The organism is Rugamonas fusca, from assembly GCF_014042365.1.
Taxonomy (GTDB): Bacteria; Pseudomonadota; Gammaproteobacteria; order Burkholderiales; family Burkholderiaceae_D; genus Rugamonas; species Rugamonas fusca.
In genome coordinates this window covers 78633-98269 of sequence record NZ_JACEZS010000019.1, presented here as the reverse complement: position 1 = coordinate 98269, position 19637 = coordinate 78633, and the positions used below count along the sequence as shown (strand labels likewise).

The 19637-nt window shown below is 66.8% G+C and carries 16 protein-coding genes; all 16 read right to left on the bottom strand.

Features of this window, described 5'->3' with window-relative positions; translation table 11 throughout:
• Positions 1 to 11 precede the first annotated feature (11 nt).
• Positions 12 to 455, bottom strand: coding sequence for a type II secretion system major pseudopilin GspG (gene gspG, locus H3H36_RS19800; RefSeq protein ID WP_182219808.1), 444 nt, complete (start codon positions 453 to 455; stop codon positions 12 to 14).
• A 272-nt stretch (positions 456 to 727) separates the two neighbouring features.
• Positions 728 to 1525 (bottom strand): LuxR C-terminal-related transcriptional regulator, encoded by a 798-nt coding sequence (locus H3H36_RS19795; protein WP_182219807.1) that lies wholly within the window; start codon positions 1523 to 1525, stop codon positions 728 to 730.
• A 1-nt stretch (position 1526) separates the two neighbouring features.
• Positions 1527 to 2252: a response regulator gene (locus tag H3H36_RS19790; protein WP_182219806.1), complete on the bottom strand. Its 726-nt coding sequence runs from the start codon at positions 2250 to 2252 to the stop codon at positions 1527 to 1529.
• Positions 2253 to 2475: 223 nt separating this feature from the next.
• Positions 2476 to 3108, bottom strand: a complete 633-nt coding sequence (locus tag H3H36_RS19785) for an NF038129 family PEP-CTERM protein (RefSeq protein ID WP_182219805.1) — start codon at positions 3106 to 3108, stop codon at positions 2476 to 2478.
• A gap of 9 nt (positions 3109 to 3117) precedes the next feature.
• Positions 3118 to 6120, bottom strand: a complete 3003-nt coding sequence (locus H3H36_RS19780) for an ExeM/NucH family extracellular endonuclease (RefSeq protein ID WP_182219804.1) — start codon at positions 6118 to 6120, stop codon at positions 3118 to 3120.
• Between the two features lie 118 nt (positions 6121 to 6238).
• Complete coding sequence (locus H3H36_RS19775; RefSeq protein ID WP_311196663.1) at positions 6239 to 7255, bottom strand: TIGR03790 family protein; 1017 nt, start codon at positions 7253 to 7255, stop codon at positions 6239 to 6241.
• Between the two features lie 80 nt (positions 7256 to 7335).
• Positions 7336 to 8751: a mannose-1-phosphate guanylyltransferase/mannose-6-phosphate isomerase gene (locus H3H36_RS19770; RefSeq protein WP_182219803.1), complete on the bottom strand. Its 1416-nt coding sequence runs from the start codon at positions 8749 to 8751 to the stop codon at positions 7336 to 7338.
• Positions 8748 to 9908, bottom strand: coding sequence for a nucleotidyltransferase family protein (locus H3H36_RS19765; protein WP_182219802.1), 1161 nt, complete (start codon positions 9906 to 9908; stop codon positions 8748 to 8750). The genes H3H36_RS19770 and H3H36_RS19765 overlap by 4 nt, the downstream gene beginning before the upstream one ends.
• A 13-nt stretch (positions 9909 to 9921) precedes the next feature.
• Positions 9922 to 10920 (bottom strand): UDP-glucose 4-epimerase GalE, encoded by a 999-nt coding sequence (gene galE, locus H3H36_RS19760; protein ID WP_182219801.1) that lies wholly within the window; start codon positions 10918 to 10920, stop codon positions 9922 to 9924.
• On the bottom strand, positions 10917 to 12038 hold the full coding sequence (gene wecB / locus H3H36_RS19755) for a non-hydrolyzing UDP-N-acetylglucosamine 2-epimerase (protein WP_182219800.1): 1122 nt from the start codon (positions 12036 to 12038) through the stop codon (positions 10917 to 10919). The genes galE and wecB overlap by 4 nt, the downstream gene beginning before the upstream one ends.
• Positions 12035 to 12874: a hypothetical protein gene (locus tag H3H36_RS19750; protein ID WP_229220004.1), complete on the bottom strand. Its 840-nt coding sequence runs from the start codon at positions 12872 to 12874 to the stop codon at positions 12035 to 12037. Before H3H36_RS19750 ends, wecB begins: the two co-directional genes overlap by 4 nt.
• 86 nt (positions 12875 to 12960) lie before the next feature.
• Positions 12961 to 14058 (bottom strand): Gfo/Idh/MocA family protein, encoded by a 1098-nt coding sequence (locus H3H36_RS19745; RefSeq protein ID WP_182219799.1) that lies wholly within the window; start codon positions 14056 to 14058, stop codon positions 12961 to 12963.
• 10 nt (positions 14059 to 14068) lie between these two features.
• Positions 14069 to 15106, bottom strand: a complete 1038-nt coding sequence (locus tag H3H36_RS19740) for a DUF354 domain-containing protein (RefSeq protein ID WP_182219798.1) — start codon at positions 15104 to 15106, stop codon at positions 14069 to 14071.
• Positions 15085 to 17163: a heparinase II/III family protein gene (locus H3H36_RS19735; protein WP_182219797.1), complete on the bottom strand. Its 2079-nt coding sequence runs from the start codon at positions 17161 to 17163 to the stop codon at positions 15085 to 15087. Before H3H36_RS19735 ends, H3H36_RS19740 begins: the two co-directional genes overlap by 22 nt.
• Positions 17164 to 17191: 28 nt before the next feature.
• Positions 17192 to 18472, bottom strand: coding sequence for a nucleotide sugar dehydrogenase (locus tag H3H36_RS19730; protein ID WP_182219796.1), 1281 nt, complete (start codon positions 18470 to 18472; stop codon positions 17192 to 17194).
• A 78-nt stretch (positions 18473 to 18550) separates the two neighbouring features.
• Positions 18551 to 19630, bottom strand: coding sequence for a glycosyltransferase family 4 protein (locus H3H36_RS19725; protein ID WP_229220003.1), 1080 nt, complete (start codon positions 19628 to 19630; stop codon positions 18551 to 18553).
• Positions 19631 to 19637: the final 7 nt, after the last annotated feature.

Here is a 19637-nt window from a genome sequence, read left to right as displayed (position 1 = left end):
AACGGACAGGCTTATTGCGAGCTGATGTCGGCGTCCTCGCCCGAGCCGCCGGGCTGGCCATCGCGGCCCAGCGAGACGATCTCGAATTCGCCCTTGGTGCCGGGCGAACGGTATTGATAGGGATGGCCCCACGGGTCGGCCGGCACACCCTTCTTCAGGTACGGACCGTTCCACTTGGCGCCGGCCGTGGCGGGCGCCGTCAGCAGCGCGGCCAGGCCTTCGTCCGTGGTCGGATAGCGGCCCACGTCAAGCCGGTAAGTATCGAGCGATTTTTCAAACGCTTCGATCTGGGCCTTGGCGATGGTCACTTCGGACTTGCCCAACTGGGCGAAATATTTTGGTCCCACATATGCAGCCAGCAAGCCGATGATGACGATCACCACCAGCAGTTCCAGCAAGGTGAAGCCGCCGGCCTTGCGCGGCCCGGCGACTGCCTGATTCTTTACACCATCCATCAACACGACTCCTCAATTCAACAACCCGCGCCTGCCCAGAGTCCAGAGGCTACCACGCAGCTTAAGGTTACGACAATCTTTTATTGACGCCCTGCAAATGGGCCCCGGCAGCTTACCTCAGCCGCCGCCTGTTGTTTTATATTTCTTAACATTGTCGCTTTTTCCTGACAGGAAGTTGACACAGTCAGGACAAATAACAAACATTGAAAAATTAATCATTTTCATTATACGGATGGCCACATTTGCTGGCAACCCGCTGCCGGCGGCCCGCCTCAGGCGGCGCTGGCCAGCGCGGGACGGGGCCGCTCCAGCACGCGCAGCGCGCCGCAACGGGCAATCGCATGGGCCCGGTTCGATACGCCCAGCAGCCGGTACAGCCGCTGCAAATGGTTCTTCACGGTCAGGCCGCTAATGCCCAGCAACTGGCCGATCTCGTCGTTGCTCTTGCCTTCCTTGACCCAGTACAGGATCTCGGCCTCGCGCGCGCTCACCGGCCGCGCCAGCGCGCCGTCAGCCCTTGCCACGCCAGCGCCGATGCCTGCGCTCACGCACTGCCAGCTCAGGTGCAAATACGGCAGCAGCAACGCGAGGAAATAGGCCTGGCGCGCACGCGCCGCGTGCGGCAGGCCGAACAGGACGAAGCAACTGGCGCCGCCCGGCAAGCGCGCAGTGCCGTGCAACAGCGCATTGTCCACGCCGCAGGCGCGCAATTCGGCCTGGAACGCTTGCAACGATGGCGGCGCGGTCCCATCCCCGGCGGCCAGGCTGGCGGGCAGTTGCAGGCTGGCGCGGCAGTGGCGGGCCAGGCGCAGGGCCAGGCCATCGGCCGGGTCGGCCAGGCGGCTGCGCACGGCCACGTCCAGCACGCCACTGTGCAGGCAACTGCTGTGCACCAGCTCATCGTCGGCGCCAAAGCGCAGGCAGACCATGACCTGATGGGGCAGCAAGGCTTGCATCTGCCCCTGCGTCCACAAGAAGAACTGGCGCGCTTCGCGCACGGGCAGCGCCGCCTCGATCGCGTGCAGCAGGGCTTCCTGCTCCAGCTTGCTCAGGATGACTGGCTGTTCCATGTCAGGCCGCCATGCCGTGCGCGCCACCGACCCGCCGTCCCTGCCAGGCGACGAAGCGGTAGCCGCTGCCGCGCACGGTTTCGATGTGGCGCTGGTGGCCGCTGGGCTGCAAGGCGCTGCGCAGGCGGCCCACGTGGGCGTCCACCGTGCGTTCGTCCAGGCAGGCGGCGTTGCCCCACACCTGGTCGAGCAGCTGGGCGCGGCTGTGCACGCGCTCCGGGTGGTGCATGAGAAAATTGAGCAGCCTAAATTCCACCCGGCCCAGCGCCAGCGGGCGGGCGCCGGCCGTCGCCTGCAAGGTAGCCGGATCGAGCCGCAGGCCCGCCAGCTGCACCGCGTCGGGCGCCGCCAGCGGCTGGCGCCGGCGCAGCAGCGCGTGCACGCGGGCCAGCGTTTCGCGCGGGCTGAACGGTTTGGTGATGTAGTCGTCGGCGCCCGTCTCCAGGGCCAGGATCTTGTCCGGCTCGGCGGCGCGCGCCGTCAGCATGATGATGGGCAGCTCGCGCGTGCGCCACTGGGCCCGCAGCCGGCGGATCAGGGCGATGCCCGACTGGCCGGGCAAGCTCCAGTCCAGCAGCAGCAGGTCCGGCACGGCCGCCTCCATCAGCAGCAGCGCGCTTTCGCCGTCGCGGACCCGGCTCACGCCGTAGCCGGCCATGCCCAGGTTGAACACCAGCAGTTCCTGGCAAGCGACATCGGGATCGACGAGGAGGACGTGGGCGGTCATGGCTTACCGGCGCGAATGATGTGTAAATTTTAACTATGCATCAAGCACCATGATGTGACTAATACAATTTCACTCAGCTATTCAGACGCTGGCGCTATAAATCAAGCACCCGCTTGCCGCCATGCGCCCTGCCCGCCACCAAAAAACAAGACACATGGATGCCGGCGGCACCGCATGTGTCTCCATTGCGCCACGCGCGCGGCGCGGCGGGTGCGACTGCCGGTCAGGCGCGGCGGCGCTTGGCCACGCCCAGCAGCGCCAGGCCGGCGCCCAGCATCAGCCAGGCCGACGGTTCCGGCACGGGGCTGACGCTGGCCACGCCGGCATCGACCACGGCCACGCCGACCTGGCCGGCGCCGCTGGCGGCCGGGTTCCAGCTCAGCGACAACAGGCTGCCGTTGGCGTCCGTGTGGCCAAGCTGGGTAACGCCATCGGCGCCATACAGCGACACCGAGAACAGCGAGGGGATGGCGGCCGGCGACGGATCGGGCAAGCCGCTGAAACTGACGTCGAAGCTGACCTTGCCGCCCAGGTGGACCGCGTGGAACAGGTCGTTCCAGTCCGTGCTGTTACCGAACAGGAAGGCGCCGCCGGCCTGGGCTTGCACGTCGCCGTTCAGCTGCGGTGCGCTGGCCGCGTCGAAGCCGTTCAGGTGGTCGACCAGTGCGCTGGCCGATATGGCCGGCACGCTGGCCGGATTGAACTGCAGGTCCAGCCAGCCGCTGCTGCTGGCGCCGAGGCCGCTGGTATCGAGCACCACGTGCATGGATTGGGCCGAGGCCAGGCCGGCGGCGGCCATCAAGGCCAGGGCCAGCGCGCCGCGCCGCAGCGCAGGGAAAACGAAAGAGGATGGCATGAGGATTCCTTAGAAAGTACCGCTGTAAACTTTGGCCATATAGCCGATGTTGGCGCTGCCCGTCTTGCTGAAGCTGAGCGGGAACGACACGCTGGCCCCCGCCGCCAGCGACGCGGCATCGAGCGTGATGTAAGGCGCGCCATTGTGCGAGCCGGTGGCGTTGACCAGCGTCACGCCAGCCGGCAAGCCGTCGAACTGGACCTGCAACGGCCCCGCCAGCGCCGCCGCGCCCATGTTGGTGACGGTGAAGGTGCTGCCGTACTTGCCGGTGGCGCGGTTGTACACCAGGCCGCTGCCGACGGCGCGCACGCTGGCGCTCACGTCCACGAACGATGGTTGCAGGTTCAGGCTGATCACGACCGGGTCATGGTCGGAGGCGCGGTACGGCTGGGCCGTGTACAGGTCTTGCTGCTTGCCGTCCAGGTTGTAGTCGATCACGGTCGGCTCGTCGGCGTTGATATGCCATTCCGTGGCGCCGGCCACCTGGCCGTTCATTTTCGGGCTGGCCAGGGCGTGGTCCAGGTAGCCGCTCTGGCTGTCGAAGATGAACGAGTACGGCATGCCGTTCGGGCGCACATAACGTTCCAGCTGGTTCACATAGCCGGTGGCCGTGATGGCGTTGATCGGATCTTCAAAACCGTGCGAGTTGAAGTCGCCAATCAGGAGCACGTCCGGGTCGCCGGCGGCGGCCACCACTTGCGGCACGAAGCTGCCCACCAGGCGGTTGGCCTGCTGGATGCGGGTGGCGTTCCAGCAACCCTGGCTGTCGTGCTGGTCCGTGTCCGGGCCGGTGCCCGTCGGGCAGCCGCCCTTGGACTTGAAGTGGTTGACCACCAGCGAGAACCGCTCGCCGTTGGCGGCGCGGAAGGTCTGCGCCATCGGCGGCCGGTTGTTGATGCTGTCGCTGTCAGACAGTGCACCGCCCACCAGCGCCAGCTTGGCCGGTTTGTAGATCATGGCCACGCGGATCGCGTCCGTGCCCGTGTCGGCCGGCTTGGGCACCACCGCGTAGGTGGGCGCGCCGATGGCCGCGTTGAGGGCGTTGACCAGGTAGCTGACCGTGTACTCGCCGTTGTTCTGGATTTCCATCAGGCCGTAGACGTCGGCGTCGATGGCTTTCAGTTCGCCGACGATCTTGTCGCGCTGGCGCACGAACTCCGTCATGTTGTCGGCGCCGCGGCAATTGGCCTTGGACACGCTGGCCCCCAGCGAGCAGCCCTGGTTGCTCGCCCCTTCCACGTTGCTGCCGTTGGTGAAGGTGGTGAAGAAGTTGAGCACGTTGGCACTGGCCACGCGCACGTTGCCGGCCACGATGGCCGGCGCCGTGGTGCGCGCATTGTCGCGCGAGAATTGCGGCGCCACGGTCGGTTGCAGCTTGTAGGCCGCCCCGCCGCCGCCCTTGGCGCTGAAGTCGAGCACGCCCGTCAGGTCGGCCACCGTGTCGCCGGCGCGGATGGTGCCATCCTGGCCAATGTAGGGGATGGTGGGCGGGGTGACGGACAGGCCATCGTCGAGCACGATCAGGTTCTGGGCGTTGGCCGCCGCCATGGCCAGCGCCTCGGGCGTGCGCGGCGGGTAATGGTTGGTGGGCACTTCCAGCCGGCCCGACGACAGGCTCAGTTCGCCGCGGGTGCCGAGGAATGCCGATTGCGACACGGTCAGCGGGTGGGCGAAGCGCACCAGCATGCCTTCGAACTGGCCCAGGTTGGCGTTGGGCAGGTCGATATTGGTGGGCGTGATGCTGTGGCCGCTGCTCTGGGTGACGACGGCCGTCACATCCTTGAGCTCGGTGACGGAATGGCTGGCGCCGGTGGGCGTGTATTCGACCACGGTGCCCGTCACGCGTACCTTGTCGCCGGGTTGGGCGCTGTTCGTCGTGCTGCCCGTGTAGACGAAGATGCCGTCCGAGGTGGTGGGATCGCCATCGCCGGCCTCGTCCTGGATGAAGAAGCCGGTGCCCACTTTCAGTGTCAGCACGCCTTCCGTCGTCTGCACCGTGCCCGCGTAGGGGCTGGTGGCGCCGGCGCCCTGGATTTGCGCAATGCTGTGGGTCACGCCGGCCAGCGCCGTCACGTTGACGGTGACGGTGCAGCTGGCGCTCTGGCCCTGGTCATTGCCGAAGCGGATGGCCAGCGGATAGCTGCCCACCGGCACGGCGCCGCCCACGTTCAGGCTGACGCTGGCGTTCTCGCCCGCCGCGCCGGCGGCCGTGAAGCCGGCCAGGCCAATGCCGGGCACGGCCACCGAGGTGATGGCGGCGCTGTTGACGATGCCATCGGCGTCCGTGGCCGACAACGTGGCGCCACCGCCGCTGCCGGCGGCCAGCGCCAGCGTGGCCGGGCAGGTGGCCACAATGGGCAGCACCACGGGCGCGCCGCACACGCGCAGGTCGGAGGCGCTGTTGCGCGGCGCGGGCGCGACCGTGCTGAAGTCGGCCCCGTTGTTGTCCGTGTCGGCGCAGCCGTCGTCGCCGCGCAGCGCGGCCGTGGTGTTGGACAGGCCGGGGCCGGGCGCGCCCTCGTAGCCGTTGGCCGTGTTGCCGTAGCCGAGCAGGTCGCGCAGCGCGCCGCCGGACGGATTGCCGACATTGAAGGCCGTGGTGCTGGCCGCCAGCGCCACCTTGCCGGCCGTGCCGCTCATGGCGATGGTGCCGGTGGCCTGCGGCGTGGGCAAGGCCGTGGTGCCGCCCGCGCCCATCGCTTCCTGCACCAGCAGGTACTGGCCCGGCTGCAGCGTCACGTTCGGCAGCGGCGTCACTTGCCAGGCCGTGCCGGCCGCGCTGGCGGCGCTGGCGTACTGCACGCTCCAGCCGTTCAGGCTGACCGGGCTGGCGCCGCGGTTGAACAGCTCGATGAAATCGTTCTTGTAGGTGGCGCCGGAATTGCCGCCGCCGCCGTAGACCTGGCTGATGACGACGTCGGAGGCCAGCGCCGGCAAGCCCAGGCTGGCCAGCAGCGCGGCCAGCACGGTGCGGCGGCCCAGCATGGCGGGAGTGGGAGCGTAAAAAGTCATGATATTTCCTGTCCGGTGAGTATGCAATGTTGCTAATTGCATATTAGTGACAGGGCATGACGCGTTGATGACAGCCCTTTAGTCCGAACGGACTAAGGCGCGCTCGGCAATCCGCTCGTTACTGGCGCTGGCGGTACGGCGCGGCCAGCGGTTCGCCGATGAACAGGCCCTGGGCCGGCCAGGCCACGCTGCGCCAGTAGGCTTCGATGGCCGTGGCGCCGCCCAGGTAGTGCTTGAGCAGGACCGTGGGATGGGGGAATTTCTGCCAGTAGTTGCATGGCTCGGAGACGGAACCATAGCTGGCCGTGGCGCCCGCCTCCAGCCAGCGCAGGCTGCTCATCTGGACCGTGCCCAGCAAGTCGCCGCCGACCGAGGTCAGGTGGTCGGCCAGCGCGCCGGGCAGGAATTGTAGCGTGTCGAGCTGCTCCACCCTAGCCTTGCCCGTCTGGTACACCATGATGTCCTTGACGTCGGCGATGCTGTCGGCGCGCAGCGTGTGGATAGTCAGCTCCTGCCGCGGCAGCACCATGGAGCGGGGAAAGAACACGGCGCGGCTGTTGCGCGCCGTCTCGCTCGTCACCAGATAATAGGCCGAGGCTGGCTGTGTCCGAAACCCGCTGGCCTTGCCGCGCATGATCAACGCCTTGGCCTGCTCCACCGATTCAGTGGGCATCAACATGGACAGGCGCATGCCGAAATCGAGATACGGACGGCTGGACGCGGCGTTGAAATAGGGGCTGGGCTTGCTCGGCTCGCACGGCTTGTCGCACAGGCCGGGGTCAAAACCCAGCGAATAGGCGGACGTGATGGAATAGCAGTCGACGGCATAAGGCGCCGTCCACACCATCAGCACGGCCTGGATGCCCGCCGGCAGTTGCAGCTCGATCACGTTGCGCAGGTGACGGAACTGGTCGGCGGTAAGCTTGCGGGGTTTGCCCGGAATATTGACGTGCACGACGTTGCGGGCCGGGATGTCGCGCGCCTGGCGGTAGTATTCGCCGATGGCCACGCTGTTCGGCTCGTCATCGTTGATGACCACCGCCAGCTGCGCCGGTTGCAAGCCCGTGGCCGGTGGCGAGCCGGCCATGGCGGGCAGGCAGCACAGGCTGCCCCAGAAAATCAGGAAGGCGCGCAAGGACGGGACCCCGAATCGATGGATGACGGCACATGCCGCCGTCCGGATTATAACCTCTCCCCAGAGTTCGTCCAGCGGCCTCAGGCGCGCTGGTAGACGTCCTCGAAGCGCACGATGTCGTCCTCGCCCAGGTAGCTGCCCGACTGCACTTCAATCAGGTGCAGCGGCACCTTGCCCGGATTTTCCAGCCGGTGGTTCATGCCGATCGGAATGTAGGTCGATTCGTTCTCGGTCAGCAGGCTGACCTGGTCGCCGCAGGTGACGCGGGCCGTGCCGCTGACCACCACCCAGTGCTCGGCCCGGTGGTGGTGCATCTGCAGCGACAGCTTGCCGCCCGGATTGACGGTGATGCGCTTGACCTGGAAACGCTCGCCCATGTCGATGCCCTCGTAGCAGCCCCACGGCCGGTAGACCCTGGTGTGGTGCAGGTGCTCGCTGCGGCCCTCGGCCTTCAGGTGGTCGACGATCTGCTTGACGCGCTGCACCTGGTCCTTGTGGGTCACCAGCACGGCGTCGGCCGTCTCCACCACCACCAGGTCTTGCACGCCGACCACGGCCACGATGCGGCTCTCGGCCCGCACCAGCGAGCCGGCCACGTCATCGAGGTAGACGTCGCCCCGCACCACGTTGCCGTTCTCGTCGCTCTGCTGCACTTCCCACAGGGCCGACCAGGAACCGACGTCGCTCCAGCCGATCGAGGCCGGCACCACGACGGCGTGGCGCGTATGTTCCATCACGGCGTAGTCGATCGAGTCCGACGGACAGGCCGTGAACGCCGCTTCGTCGAGGCGGCAGAAATCGAGGTCGCGGTAGCCCTGGGCCACGGCGGCCGCGCTGGCGTCGGCGATGGCCGGTGCGAACTGGCGCAGCTCGCCGAGGTAGGCGGCGGCGCGGAACAGGAACATGCCGCTGTTCCAGTAGTAATTGCCGGCCGCCACGAAGCCCTGGGCCGTTTCCAGGTTGGGCTTTTCGACGAAGCGGTCCACCTTGTAGCAGTGCGGGGCGCCAGTGCCGGCGCCGCTCTGGATGTAGCCATAGCCCGTCTCCGGCGCCGTGGGCACGATGCCGAAAGTGGCCAGCGCGCCGTCGGCCACCGGCACCAAGGCCTGTTCGATGGCCGCGTAGAACGCGTCCACGTCGGCGATCACATGGTCGGCCGGCAGCACCAGCATCACGGCCTCGGGGTCGATGGCCTGCAGGTAGTGGGCGGCGGCCGCCACGGCCGGCGCCGTATTGCGGCCCACCGGTTCCAGCAGGATGCCCAGCGGCGCCACGCCGATCTCGCGCATCTGCTCGGCCACCAGGAAGCGGTGGTCGTTGCCGCAGACGATCAGGGGCTGCATCAGTTGCGGACGGCCGGCCAGGCGCAGCGCCGTTTCCTGCAACATGGTCTGCTCAGTCACCAGCGGCAGCAATTGCTTGGGCAACACGGCGCGCGACAGCGGCCATAGACGGGTGCCCGAACCGCCGGACAGGATGACTGGATAAATCTTCATACTCTATTTCTCTTTTCCGCTAACTCATTACTCGGGTCGGGCCGCCGTCCGCGGCGCCGGTCGCGCGCATTGGCCCAGGCCTCGGAATCATATTCAGAGGCGTGTTTCATCTCGCCGGCGCGGTTGACACTATAGTCCTTGAAGACGATCATTTCGTCCAAAGAAACATTTTCTAACACACGAGTATATTCGAACAACACGCTGCGCACCACCTTGGCACCACGGCACACGTGGCTGCCATGGCCGATCCAGGTGGGGCCGATGATGGTCACGCCCGCCTCGATGCGGGTACCCGAGCCGATGTAGACGGGGCCTTCAATGCGGGTGTCCTGCCAGTCGATGCTGGTGTTCTGGCCCACCCACAGGCCATCGTTGATCTGGATGCCGGGCATGTGCAGGTTGGCCACCTCGCCCATCAGCACGCTCTGGCACACTTCCCAGTAATCGCGCACGCTGCCGATGTCGATCCAGTTGAAGCGGCGCGTCTGGGCGTAGAACGGCAAGCCCCGCTCGGCCAGCAGCGGGAACAGTTCGGAACCGATGTCGAACGGCCGGTCCGACGGTATCAGGTCGATCACTTCGGGCTCGAAGATGTAGATGCCGGTGCTGACCCGGTTCGACAGCGCCTCGTGCTGGCGCGGCTTTTCCTGGAACTGCGTGATGCGGCCGGCCTCGTCGGTGACGACCACGCCATAGCTCTCGACCTTGTCCCACGGCACCTCGGTGGTGATCACGGACGCCAGCGCGCCCTTGCGGCGGTGCTCGAACAGGGCCGACTTCAAGTCCAGGTCGATCAGCGCGTCGCCGCACAGCACGATGGTGGTATCGTCGAAAAAGCCGCCGAACTCCTGGATCTTCTTCATGCCGCCGGCCGAACCGAGCGGCTCGGGCACCACTTCGCCCTCGTCGTTGGTGTAGCCTTCGAATGAATAGCCGATCTGCACGTCGAACTGGTGGCCCTCGCCGAAATACTCCTCGATCTTTTCGTGCAGGTAGCTGACGTTGACCATGATTTCCGTCACGCCGTAGCGGTGCAGGTGCTCGATCAGGTAAGCCATCACGGGCTTGCCCAGGATGGGGATCATGGGCTTGGGCAAATCGTAGGTCAAAGGACGCACCCGCGTGCCTTTGCCGGCAGCCAATATCATCGCTTTCATGTGCTCTCTCTTTTTATTTGGGGCTGGACTGCCAGCGCCACGCGTCCGCGCACATCTGGGCGATGCCGCGCTCGGCCTTCCAGCCCAGCTCGCGCTCGGCCAGGCCCGCGTCCGCGTAGCAGGACGCGATATCGCCGGGGCGGCGCGCCACGATCTGGTACGGCACGGGCCGGCCGCTGGCCTGCTCGAAGGCGCGCACCATCTCCAGCACGCTGTGGCCGCGGCCCGTACCGAGGTTGTAGGTGACGACGCCGGGGCCGGCAGCGAGCTTGTCCAGCGTTTTCACATGGCCCAGCGCCAGGTCCACCACGTGGATGTAGTCGCGCATGCCGGTGCCGTCCGGGGTCGGGTAGTCGCCGCCATACACGGACAGGAACGCGCGCCGGCCATCGGCCACCTGGGCGATGTAGGGCAGCAGGTTGTTGGGGATGCCGTTCGGCTCCTCGCCGATCAGGCCACTGTCGTGGGCGCCCACCGGGTTGAAGTAGCGCAGCAGTGCGATGTGCCAGCTGCTGTCGGAACGGTACAGGTCGCGCAGCATGTCCTCGATGATCAGCTTGCTGCGGCCATACGGATTGGTCGCCGACAGCGGGAAGTGCTCGTAGATGGGCACCGAGGCCGGGTCGCCATACACGGTGGCCGAGGAGCTGAACACCAGTTGCTTGACGCCGAACTTGGCCATCGTCTCGAACAGCACGAGGCTGCCCGACAGGTTGTTGTCGTAGTAGCGCAGCGGCTGCTCGACCGATTCGCCCACCGCCTTCAGGCCGGCGAAATGGATCACGGCGTCGATCGCATGGGCCGCGAACACGGCTTCCACCCCGGCGCGGTCGCGCACGTCCCCTTCGAGGAAGGTGAACGGGCGGCCGGCGATGGCGCACACGCGCTCGTACACGGAGGCCTGGGCGTTCGACAGGTTGTCGATCACCACCACCTCGTGGCCGGTGGCCAGCAATTCGACGACGGTATGGGAGCCGATGTAGCCCATGCCGCCGGTAACCAGGATGTTCATGTGTGCTCCCGCGCCAGCGCCTGGTCCAGGATCGCCACGATGCGTTGGGCGGCCTGGCCGTCCCACAAGTGGGGCCGGCGGCCCTGCTTGCCCTGCCCGGCCAGCACCTTGCGCGCCTCGGCCACGATGGCCGCAGGCTCGGTGCCGGCCAGCACATTGCTGCCCTCCTCCACCGTCACCGGGCGCTCGGTATTGTTGCGCAGCGTGATGCAGGGCACGCCCAGCGCCGTCGTCTCCTCCTGCAGGCCACCACTGTCGGTCAGCACCAGCGCCGCATCCTTCCACAGGTTCAGGAACGCCATGTAGCCTTGCGGCCCGACCAGCGTGATGTTGGGCCCCAGGTCGATGCCGAAACGCGCGAGGTTGGCGCGGGTGCGCGGGTGGACCGGGAACACCAGCGGCAATTCGCGCGCGATCTCGGCCAAGGCGCCGCCCAGCCGGGCCATCATGGCCGCGTCGTCCACATTGCTGGGACGGTGCAGCGTGACCACGCCGTAGCGCTGGCCGGGGCCGCTGTGCGCGGCCTTGAAGGCGGCCGTCTCGAAACCGGCCGTGTCCGTGTCGTCCAGCTTGCCGGCCTGGTACAGCACGTTATCGACCATCACATGGCCCACATGGTGCACCGCCGCGTCCGGCTTGCCTTCGCGCCGCAAGTGCTCCACGGCGCTCGGTTCGGTGACGAAGAACCAGTCGCTGATACTGTCGGTGACGAGCCGGTTGATTTCTTCCGGCATGGTCATGTCGCCGCTGCGCAAGCCCGCCTCCACGTGGGCCACCGGAATCAGCAGCTTCTTGGCCACGATCGAGCAGGCCAGCGTGGAATTGACGTCGCCCACCACCAGCACGGCGTCGGGCCGCTCGCGCACGCACAACTGCTCGAAACCGAGCATGATCTTGGCCGTCTGCTCCGCATGGCTGCCGCCGCCGGCGCCCATGAACAGGTCCGGCGCCGGGATGCCCAGCTCCTCGAAAAATACCTCGTTCATGTCGCGGTCATAATGCTGGCCGGTGTGGATGATCTTGTACGCCAGCCGCGGGTGCCCGTGCAGGGCGCGCACGATGGGCGCGATCTTCATGAAGTTGGGGCGCGCGCCAGCCACCAGGTAGAGGGTTTTCACGACGCCACCTCCAGCGCCGCCGGCGCCGGCCAATGGCGCTCGACCAGTTCGCGCGTGTTGCGGATATTGCCGCGGCTGGACGCGCCAAACACGATGGACTCGATGTTCGGTTGCTGACACACCCATTCGATCGCTTCCTTGGGCGCGATGGCGCCCGAGGCGAACACGGACATGGCGATGGCGCGGAACTTGCGCTCGCGCAGCGCCTTCTCATAGGCGGCGAAGCCGCCCGACATGCGGAAACCGATCTTGTTGATGTTCGAGCAGACGATGGGGTTCTCGATACCGAGCTCGTCGAGCACGTCGAGCAGGCGCGGCAAGTTCATCGTGATGAAGCCCGGCTCGGCGTTGTAGCGCTTGCGCACGTGGTCGGCGAAAATGCGGAACGCCTCCTTGAAGCCCAGGCCCAGCAGCAGGTCCACCACCACGTTCTGCAGGAAGATGACGGGGGTGTTCAGGCCGGCGAACATCTTCATCTCGGCATCGATCAGCAAGGTGGTGATGCCCTCGATATCCTTGCGCGCCAGCGACATGCCGCCGCGCAGCGCCGCGTTCAAAAAGCCCTCGTCGGGCATGAAACGCTTGAGCGCGCCCAGCATGCCATCCTCGGTGACGGCGTTGGCGTACTTGTGCGCGTACGGCATGCATGGCATGAACTGGAAATCGTGGTAGCGGGCCGGATTGGCCCGCATGTGATCGCACACTTGCGCGATGCGGTCGTGGGTGGTGCACATGAACGAGCGCACGCCTTCGTCGTAGGCGTTGTCGAGCACCTCGATGATGGCGCCGATATCCTGAAACCGCATCGCCTGGGCGCGCGCCTTCTCCTCGGACATGTGATTCACACCGAAGAATTGATTATCCCCAAATAACAAACGATCCATTTGCAGCTCCAGTCTGTATAACTTGATGCACGGCGCGCTTAGCGGCCGCCGAAGAAAGAGAAACTCTTCTTGCGCTTTTGAACCTCGGGCAAGGCGTCGCCGGCGAACACGGACGGGCCTTTCTCGGCGTCCGCGATCATCATCGAGATCGCGCGGTCGGTCTGCAGCGCCGATTCGAACGAGTTGACGTTGTCGGCGCCGTCGCGGGCCTCGATGCAGCGCACGAAATAATCGAGCTGGGCCGTGTATTCCTCGCCGCGCAGGTAAAAGTCCACCGGCTCGGTCAACTCGGTCGTGTAGCGCACGTTCCAGCCAGCCTGGTAGCCGGCCGGGGCGCCGGCCGCGTCGCGCAGGTACACTTGCACTTCCTGGCGGTCGGCGTAGATGCGGCCGTTCTTGCCCCAGATGGTGACCTTGGTGCTCATCTTGCGGTACGACTCGTCGCTCCAGTTGACCGACAACTGGGCGCTCTTGCCCCCCTCGAAATACAGGGTGGAAAACACTTCATCATCGGTGTCGGCCGAGAAGATCTTGTTGAGCACGGAACCACCAACGCCGCGCGGCGCGCCGAAATACCAGGTCAGCAGGTTCAGCGGGTGGGCCGCGTAATCATACAGGCAGCCGCCGCCTTCGGAACGCTGGGTGCGCCAGGTCGAGCCCTTGGGCTTGAGCACCACCGGGCCATAGGCCTCGGCCAGCATGTGGGTCACGTCGCCGATGGCGTGGGCGTCGAGCAGGCGCTTGACTTCCTGGAACGCGCCCACGAAGCGGCAGTGGTAGCCGACCTGGTTGACCAGGCCCTTGGCGTTGGCCAGGCGTGTGACCTGCTCGCCTTCCTCATTGTCGAGCACGAACGGCTTTTCGCAGAACACGTGCAGGTTCTTCTCCAGCGCGGCGCGCACCATCTTGCCGTGCATGCTGGACGGGGTGGCGATGATGACGGCGTCCAGCTCCACCTCGGCCAGCATGGTGTCGAAATCCGTGTAAGTCTTGACCCCGGTATATTTGTTGAGCACATCGAGCACATAGCCGGTCGCGTCGCACACGGCCGCCACCTGCACCCGCGGGTGCGCGTTGATCATCGAGTGATGGGACAGGCCCATCTTGCCCAGGCCTACCACTGCAAGGCGTATCATATTTGCATCCTTATTGTGAAGAGTGTCCGTTCAATAACTGTTGCTTGACCATGTCGTAGGCGGCCCGGCCCTTGTCGAGCAACTGGCGGTTGGGCGGTTGCGCGGTGGCCTCGTCCAGGTAGGCCAGTGCCTGGCTGGCCGTCAGTTGCGGCCAGTGGCGGAACGCCCCCACCTCCAGCAAGTGGCGGTCGACATCCAGCAATTCGTCCTGGTAGACGGAGATGGTGGGCACGCCCAGCACCGCCATCTCGCGCGTCATGGTGCCGCCGGCGCCGATGAACAGGTCGCAATCGGGCGCGATGTCGGCGATGTCGAGCGCGCTGGTGACCACCCGTACCCCGGCAAAGCGCGCATCCTGGTAATGGACGCCCTGCTCCTTGCCGCGGGGTAGCAGGATCACGTCCACCTGGTCCTTCAGGCCCAGCACCAGCTCGTCGAGGAAATTGCGGCTGCCCTTGTAGTACTGGGCCGTCCACGGCTCGGGCCGGATATAGACCACGCGCCGCGCGCGCGGCGCGCGCTGGCCGTTGGCCGCTTGCGCCAGGCGCTGGTCCAGTTCCCACAAATACATGCCTTCCTTGACGCCCGGATAGTGCCGCACCTTGCGCGGGTTGGCCCACTGCTGCTTGAGCTTGTCGATGCCGAGAAACTCCGGCACCATGATGGTGGTGGCGCACAGGAAGGCGGGAATATTGCCCATCGCGTGCTCGTTGTCGTTCATGTAGATCGAGCGCAAGCGCAGCAGGCGCGCCACCACGGGCGAGTGGAACGAGCTCTGGGAGATGGCCACGTCGACCTTGCGCCGCGCGATGTAGCGGCAAAGCTGGGCCACCCGCACCGGGAAACCGAACAGCTTGGCGCTAAGCTTGCCGCCATAGTGCTGCCCCACCACCTCATACTTGAAACCATGCAGCTCCAGCAAGTCGATGGTGTTGGCCAGCGGCCGGCAGGTGATGATCACCTCGTGTCCGTCACGTTCGAGTTCACGGATCATGGCCGCGAACATATTGATGTGCGGCGAATTCGTCAGTTCAAACCAGATGCGCATGGTGCTCCTTGCAGTACGGCGGCCGGGCGCGCGGCCGCAGGCGGGGTGGCGCGATACGCCAGCCGGGTGATGATGACGGTCTGGCCATCGACCATCCCGCGCAGGCACAGCACCGGGCCGGGCTGGCGCTGGTAGAAGCGGTCGGACACCCAACCGAGCGGCGGCGCCTCGCGCCCGCGCACCAGTTCGCCCGTAAAGCCGGGCGCCAATACGCTGACGGCCAGTTGGCCGCTGGCGCGGCTGGCCGTCCAGGCCAGCGCGCTGCCCTCGAGCGCGCACTGGGGCGCGAAGTGCCAGTGCAGCGCGCAATGGTGGGCTTGGCGGCATTCGAAGCGGTCTTCCACCACCAGCTCGCCGCTGTCGCGGTCCAGCGTGACACGGCGGCGGTGCCGCACGGGATCGGACAGGCGCAGGTAACCGTCGTGGCTGGCCTCGGCGCTCACGTGACGGCCATCGTCGTGGTGCGCGTGCAAGGTGGTGACGATGTCGCGCAGCCACAGGAAGCTGCCGCCATAGACCGACTGGTCCGTGTGGTCCAGGCAAGCCGTGTTATGCGCCGACGTGCCGCGGAAATAATGCCGTAGCGCCGGCGCCGCGTTGTAGCAAAAGGTGCCGGGATCGATCAGGAAATCGTCGCCGCCCGCGCTCAGCAGCACGGCCAGGCTGTCGGCGTGGCCGTGGCCACTGATCTTGTTGTAGCCCAAGGCGCCCACGTCGAACGTCACGCGCAGCTCGTGGCCGGTATGCAAATCCCGCCCCAGGATCAGGTAGCCCCCTTGCGCGAACGCGGTCGGCAACTGGGGCGCAGTCAGCGCGGCCGGCACCGCCGCCGGCGCCGCCAGCGTCCAGTCGTCGGCCGGCGCCGGCGCCAGCGCGGCCAGCTTGGCGCCCAGCGCCGGCGTGGCGAACAGCCGCTGGCCCAGCCGCAGCAGCGCCAGATAGGGCGAGCCGGCGCCGGCGAAGCCGAACACCAGGCCATCGTCGGCGTCGCCGATGGGCGCCACGTGGCCGCGGCAATCGAGCATGGCGGCCAGGAACACCAGGGCGCGCTCCATGCGGGCCATGGCGGCGGCGCTGAAATGGTCGCCGGCGGCGGCGCCGGCCAGCGCCGCCGCCGCCAGGAATTCCAGCGAAAACTTGTGGTAGCACATGGCTTGCTCAAGGTTGACGCCGTCCGGCGCGAATTGCTTGACGATTTCCTGTTCCAGGATGCGCTTGGCGCGCGCCCGCAGCGGCCGCACGGCATCCCAGGCGTCCCAGGTATGGGCCGCCACGAACAGGCCGGCCGCCTCGCCGATCAGGTGGTTGTCCGACGAGGAATGGAAGGAGTAATTGTCGCTGGCGAAACGGATATGCTGGTACACGCTGTCGAGCCAGCGGGCGCGCAAGCGGGCGCCGTCCGCGTCCGCGAACAGCGGGCTGGCCGCGCCGCCGATCAGGTGCCAGACAATACTCCAGTTGATCAGGCGGATGCCGTGCTCGACCGGCGAGGCCCAGTTGACGCCGCGGCCATACGGGCAGGCGTCCAACCAGCTGGCCAGCAGGCGGCCAAGCAGCCGCAGGTAATGCGCCTCGCCCGAGACGTGGTAAGCCTGGGCCAGCGGCACCCACCACACGTGGCGGTTCAGTTCCCACAGGTATTTGACGTCGATGTCGGCGCCCATGTGGCGGAAATCAATGCCCAGCCCGAACGCGAGTCCGACCTGGCAGCCGGTGCGCGGGTCCGTGTTCCAGGCCGGCACGCCATCGGCGAGCGCGACCCTGACGTCGAACACGGGCACGCCGTCACGGATCAGGCTGTCGGCGGCGGCCAGCACGGCCGCCACGTCGGGCGCCGCCGGCGCGGCCACCCAGGGCTCGCCCCACACGGGCGTGGCGCGCATGGGCGGCACGACGGACGCGTCGAACCAGCCGCGCGCCTGCGCCGCGCCACGCAGCACGCCGGCCACGCGGTACGGCACTTCGGCCGGGCTGATCCGGCTCAGGCGGCGCGCCAGCCACCGCAGACGACTCAGTTTGCTATCCACTTGCACCATCACTTGGTCCCGCCATTCCATGCAGCACCACGCGCCACCGCGGCGCCCATCACAGGCGCCACACGCGCAAGCCCGCCTCGCGCAGGCCGGGCGCGTCGAAGCACGCCTTGACGTCGATGAAGCAACCGCCCTTGAGCAGCTTCTTCTGGATGTCCTCGACCGACAGCGCGCGCAACTGGTGGTGCGACACGGCCGCCACGATGGCGTCGGCGCGTGGCAGGTCATCCCACGCCAGCAAGCGCACCCCGTATTCGTGCATGGCCTCGTCCGGGTCCGCGTACGGATCGTGGACGAACACTTCGACGCCATAGGTCTTGAGTTCGTTGATCACGTCGCCCACCTTGGAGTTGCGCAGGTCGGGGCAGTCCTCCTTGAACGTCAGGCCCAGGATGTTGACGCGCGCCCCCTTGATGTAGCTGCCGGCGGCGATCATGTTCTTGATGGTCTGTTCGGCGATGAACTTGCCCATGCCGTCGTTGATGCGGCGCCCGGCCAGGATCACTTCGGGATGGTAACCGACCATTTCCGCCTTGTGGGTCAGGTAGTAGGGATCGACGCCGATGCAGTGGCCGCCCACCAGGCCGGGGCTGAACTTGAGGAAGTTCCACTTGGTGCCGGCCGCCTTCAACACTTCCGACGTATCGATACCGATCTTGTCGAAGATGATGGCCAGTTCGTTCATCAGTGCGATATTGAGGTCGCGCTGGGTGTTCTCGATCACCTTGCAGGCTTCGGCCGCCTTGATGCTCGAGCAGCGGTGCACGCCCGGCTCGACGATCGTTTCATACATGGCCGCGACCCGCTCCAGCGTCTGCGGCGAGTCGCCCGAGACCACCTTGATGATGTTGGTGAGCATGTGCTGGCGATCGCCCGGGTTGATGCGCTCGGGTGAATAGCCGACGTGGAAATCGTGCTGCCACTTCATACCCGAAGCCTGTTCCAGCACGGGAATGCAGATCTCCTCGGTCGCGCCCGGATACACGGTCGACTCATAGACGACGATGGCGCCCTTGTTCATGTTCTGGCCGACCGTGCGGCTGGCACCGATCAAGGGGCCGAAGTCGGGATTGTGGGCCGCGTCCACGGGCGTGGGCACGGCCACGATCAGCACGTCGGCCTCGCGCAGGATGGCCGGATCGGACGCATACTCGGCGCCGGTGGCGGCCGCCATCTGCTCGTCGCTCAGCTCGCGCGACGGGTCGACGCCGCGCCGGCACGACTCGACCTTGCTCACGGAGATGTCAAAGCCGATCGTGCGTCCCCGTTTGCCGAACTCGACAACCAGGGGCAAGCCCACATAACCAAGACCGATCACTGCGATTGTTTCCATGTTCTCGCCTTCAATGAAATTGCACAAATTATTCCGTGGCATGATACGCGCCACAGATGTCGATCCGATGACAATGCCTCACGGCGCCGGCGCCAGCCCCAGCCCCGCGTACACGGCGTCGAGCTGCCCCAGCACGACGGCCGTGCTGAAGCGGGCCGCCACCGTGGCGCGTGCCTGCGCGGCCAGCCCGGCGCGCCAGCGCTCATCGTCCAGCAGCCGGCCCAGCGCCCGCGCCAGCGCGGCCGGATCGCCGACTGGCACCAGCACGCCGTTGTGGCCATCGCGCACGGCCTGCGGGATGCCGCCCACCGGCGTCACCACCACCGCCTTGCCGGCGGCCATGGCTTCGAGCATGGCCATCGGCAAGCCTTCATCATACGAGGGCAGCACGAAGATGCTGGCCTGGGCCAGTTCCTGCTCCTTGCGTTCGGGGCCGATCCAGCCCAGGATGGTGACACAGTCATCCAGGCCCAAACGATGGACCGCGCGCGCCACGGCGTCGAGATCGCCGTCGCCGCCGATCACCAGTTGCAGCGCCGGCTGGCTGGGCCGCAACAGCGCCAGCGCCTCCAGCAAGTCGAACATGCCCTTGCGCTGGTCGGCGCGGCCCAGAAACAGCAGCCGGCCGTGGCGTGCGCGGCCCTCCTGCAGCGGTTTGAGCTCGACCGAATTGACCACCACCACCACGTGCGCTCCCGGCGCGTACGCCCGCAGGAATTCCGCCCATTGCTCCGACAGGGCGATCACGACAGAACTGCGGCGCAGGCTGTGGCGCACCCACCAGCGCAGCAACGGGCCGGCCTCCTCGGTCGCGTATGTCTTGAATTCGGCGCCGTGCAAATGCAACACGGTCCGGCAACCGGTGGCGCGGGCGATGGCCAGCATCAGCGACTTGCGCAGAAAACTGGCGCGCGAGGCGGTGTGCGCGTGGACGATGGCCGGGCGAGTCAGCAGGCAGAGCACCAGCACGCGCCAGCAGGCCAACAGGGCCGTCGTCAGCTTGACCCACGCCGATCCGGCCGCATGGGTGGCCAGATACCGCACGCCATGGCGCGCCATGAAGCCTTCGCGCTGCAGCACCGACACCACCGAGGCGATCCCGCCCTTGCCGGCCGCGGCCGTCCCCAACATCAACACCCCGGCCCGCTTCGCCTTCATCCCGCCC

Excerpts from the sequence above, each read along its gene's own strand:
- gspG (WP_182219808.1), bottom strand. The coding sequence starts at position 455 with ATGGATGGTGTAAAGAATCAGGCAGTCGCCGGGCCGCGCAAGGCCGGC.
- H3H36_RS19795 (WP_182219807.1), bottom strand. The coding sequence starts at position 1,525 with ATGGAACAGCCAGTCATCCTGAGCAAGCTGGAGCAGGAAGCCCTGCTG.
- H3H36_RS19790 (WP_182219806.1), bottom strand. The coding sequence starts at position 2,252 with ATGACCGCCCACGTCCTCCTCGTCGATCCCGATGTCGCTTGCCAGGAA.
- H3H36_RS19785 (WP_182219805.1), bottom strand. The coding sequence starts at position 3,108 with ATGCCATCCTCTTTCGTTTTCCCTGCGCTGCGGCGCGGCGCGCTGGCC.
- H3H36_RS19780 (WP_182219804.1), bottom strand. The coding sequence starts at position 6,120 with ATGACTTTTTACGCTCCCACTCCCGCCATGCTGGGCCGCCGCACCGTG.
- H3H36_RS19770 (WP_182219803.1), bottom strand. The coding sequence starts at position 8,751 with ATGAAGATTTATCCAGTCATCCTGTCCGGCGGTTCGGGCACCCGTCTA.
- H3H36_RS19765 (WP_182219802.1), bottom strand. The coding sequence starts at position 9,908 with ATGAAAGCGATGATATTGGCTGCCGGCAAAGGCACGCGGGTGCGTCCT.
- galE (WP_182219801.1), bottom strand. The coding sequence starts at position 10,920 with ATGAACATCCTGGTTACCGGCGGCATGGGCTACATCGGCTCCCATACC.
- H3H36_RS19750 (WP_229220004.1), bottom strand. The coding sequence starts at position 12,874 with ATGTCCGAGGAGAAGGCGCGCGCCCAGGCGATGCGGTTTCAGGATATC.
- H3H36_RS19745 (WP_182219799.1), bottom strand. The coding sequence starts at position 14,058 with ATGATACGCCTTGCAGTGGTAGGCCTGGGCAAGATGGGCCTGTCCCAT.
- H3H36_RS19740 (WP_182219798.1), bottom strand. The coding sequence starts at position 15,106 with ATGCGCATCTGGTTTGAACTGACGAATTCGCCGCACATCAATATGTTC.
- H3H36_RS19735 (WP_182219797.1), bottom strand. The coding sequence starts at position 17,163 with ATGGAATGGCGGGACCAAGTGATGGTGCAAGTGGATAGCAAACTGAGT.
- H3H36_RS19730 (WP_182219796.1), bottom strand. The coding sequence starts at position 18,472 with ATGGAAACAATCGCAGTGATCGGTCTTGGTTATGTGGGCTTGCCCCTG.
- H3H36_RS19725 (WP_229220003.1), bottom strand. The coding sequence starts at position 19,630 with ATGAAGGCGAAGCGGGCCGGGGTGTTGATGTTGGGGACGGCCGCGGCC.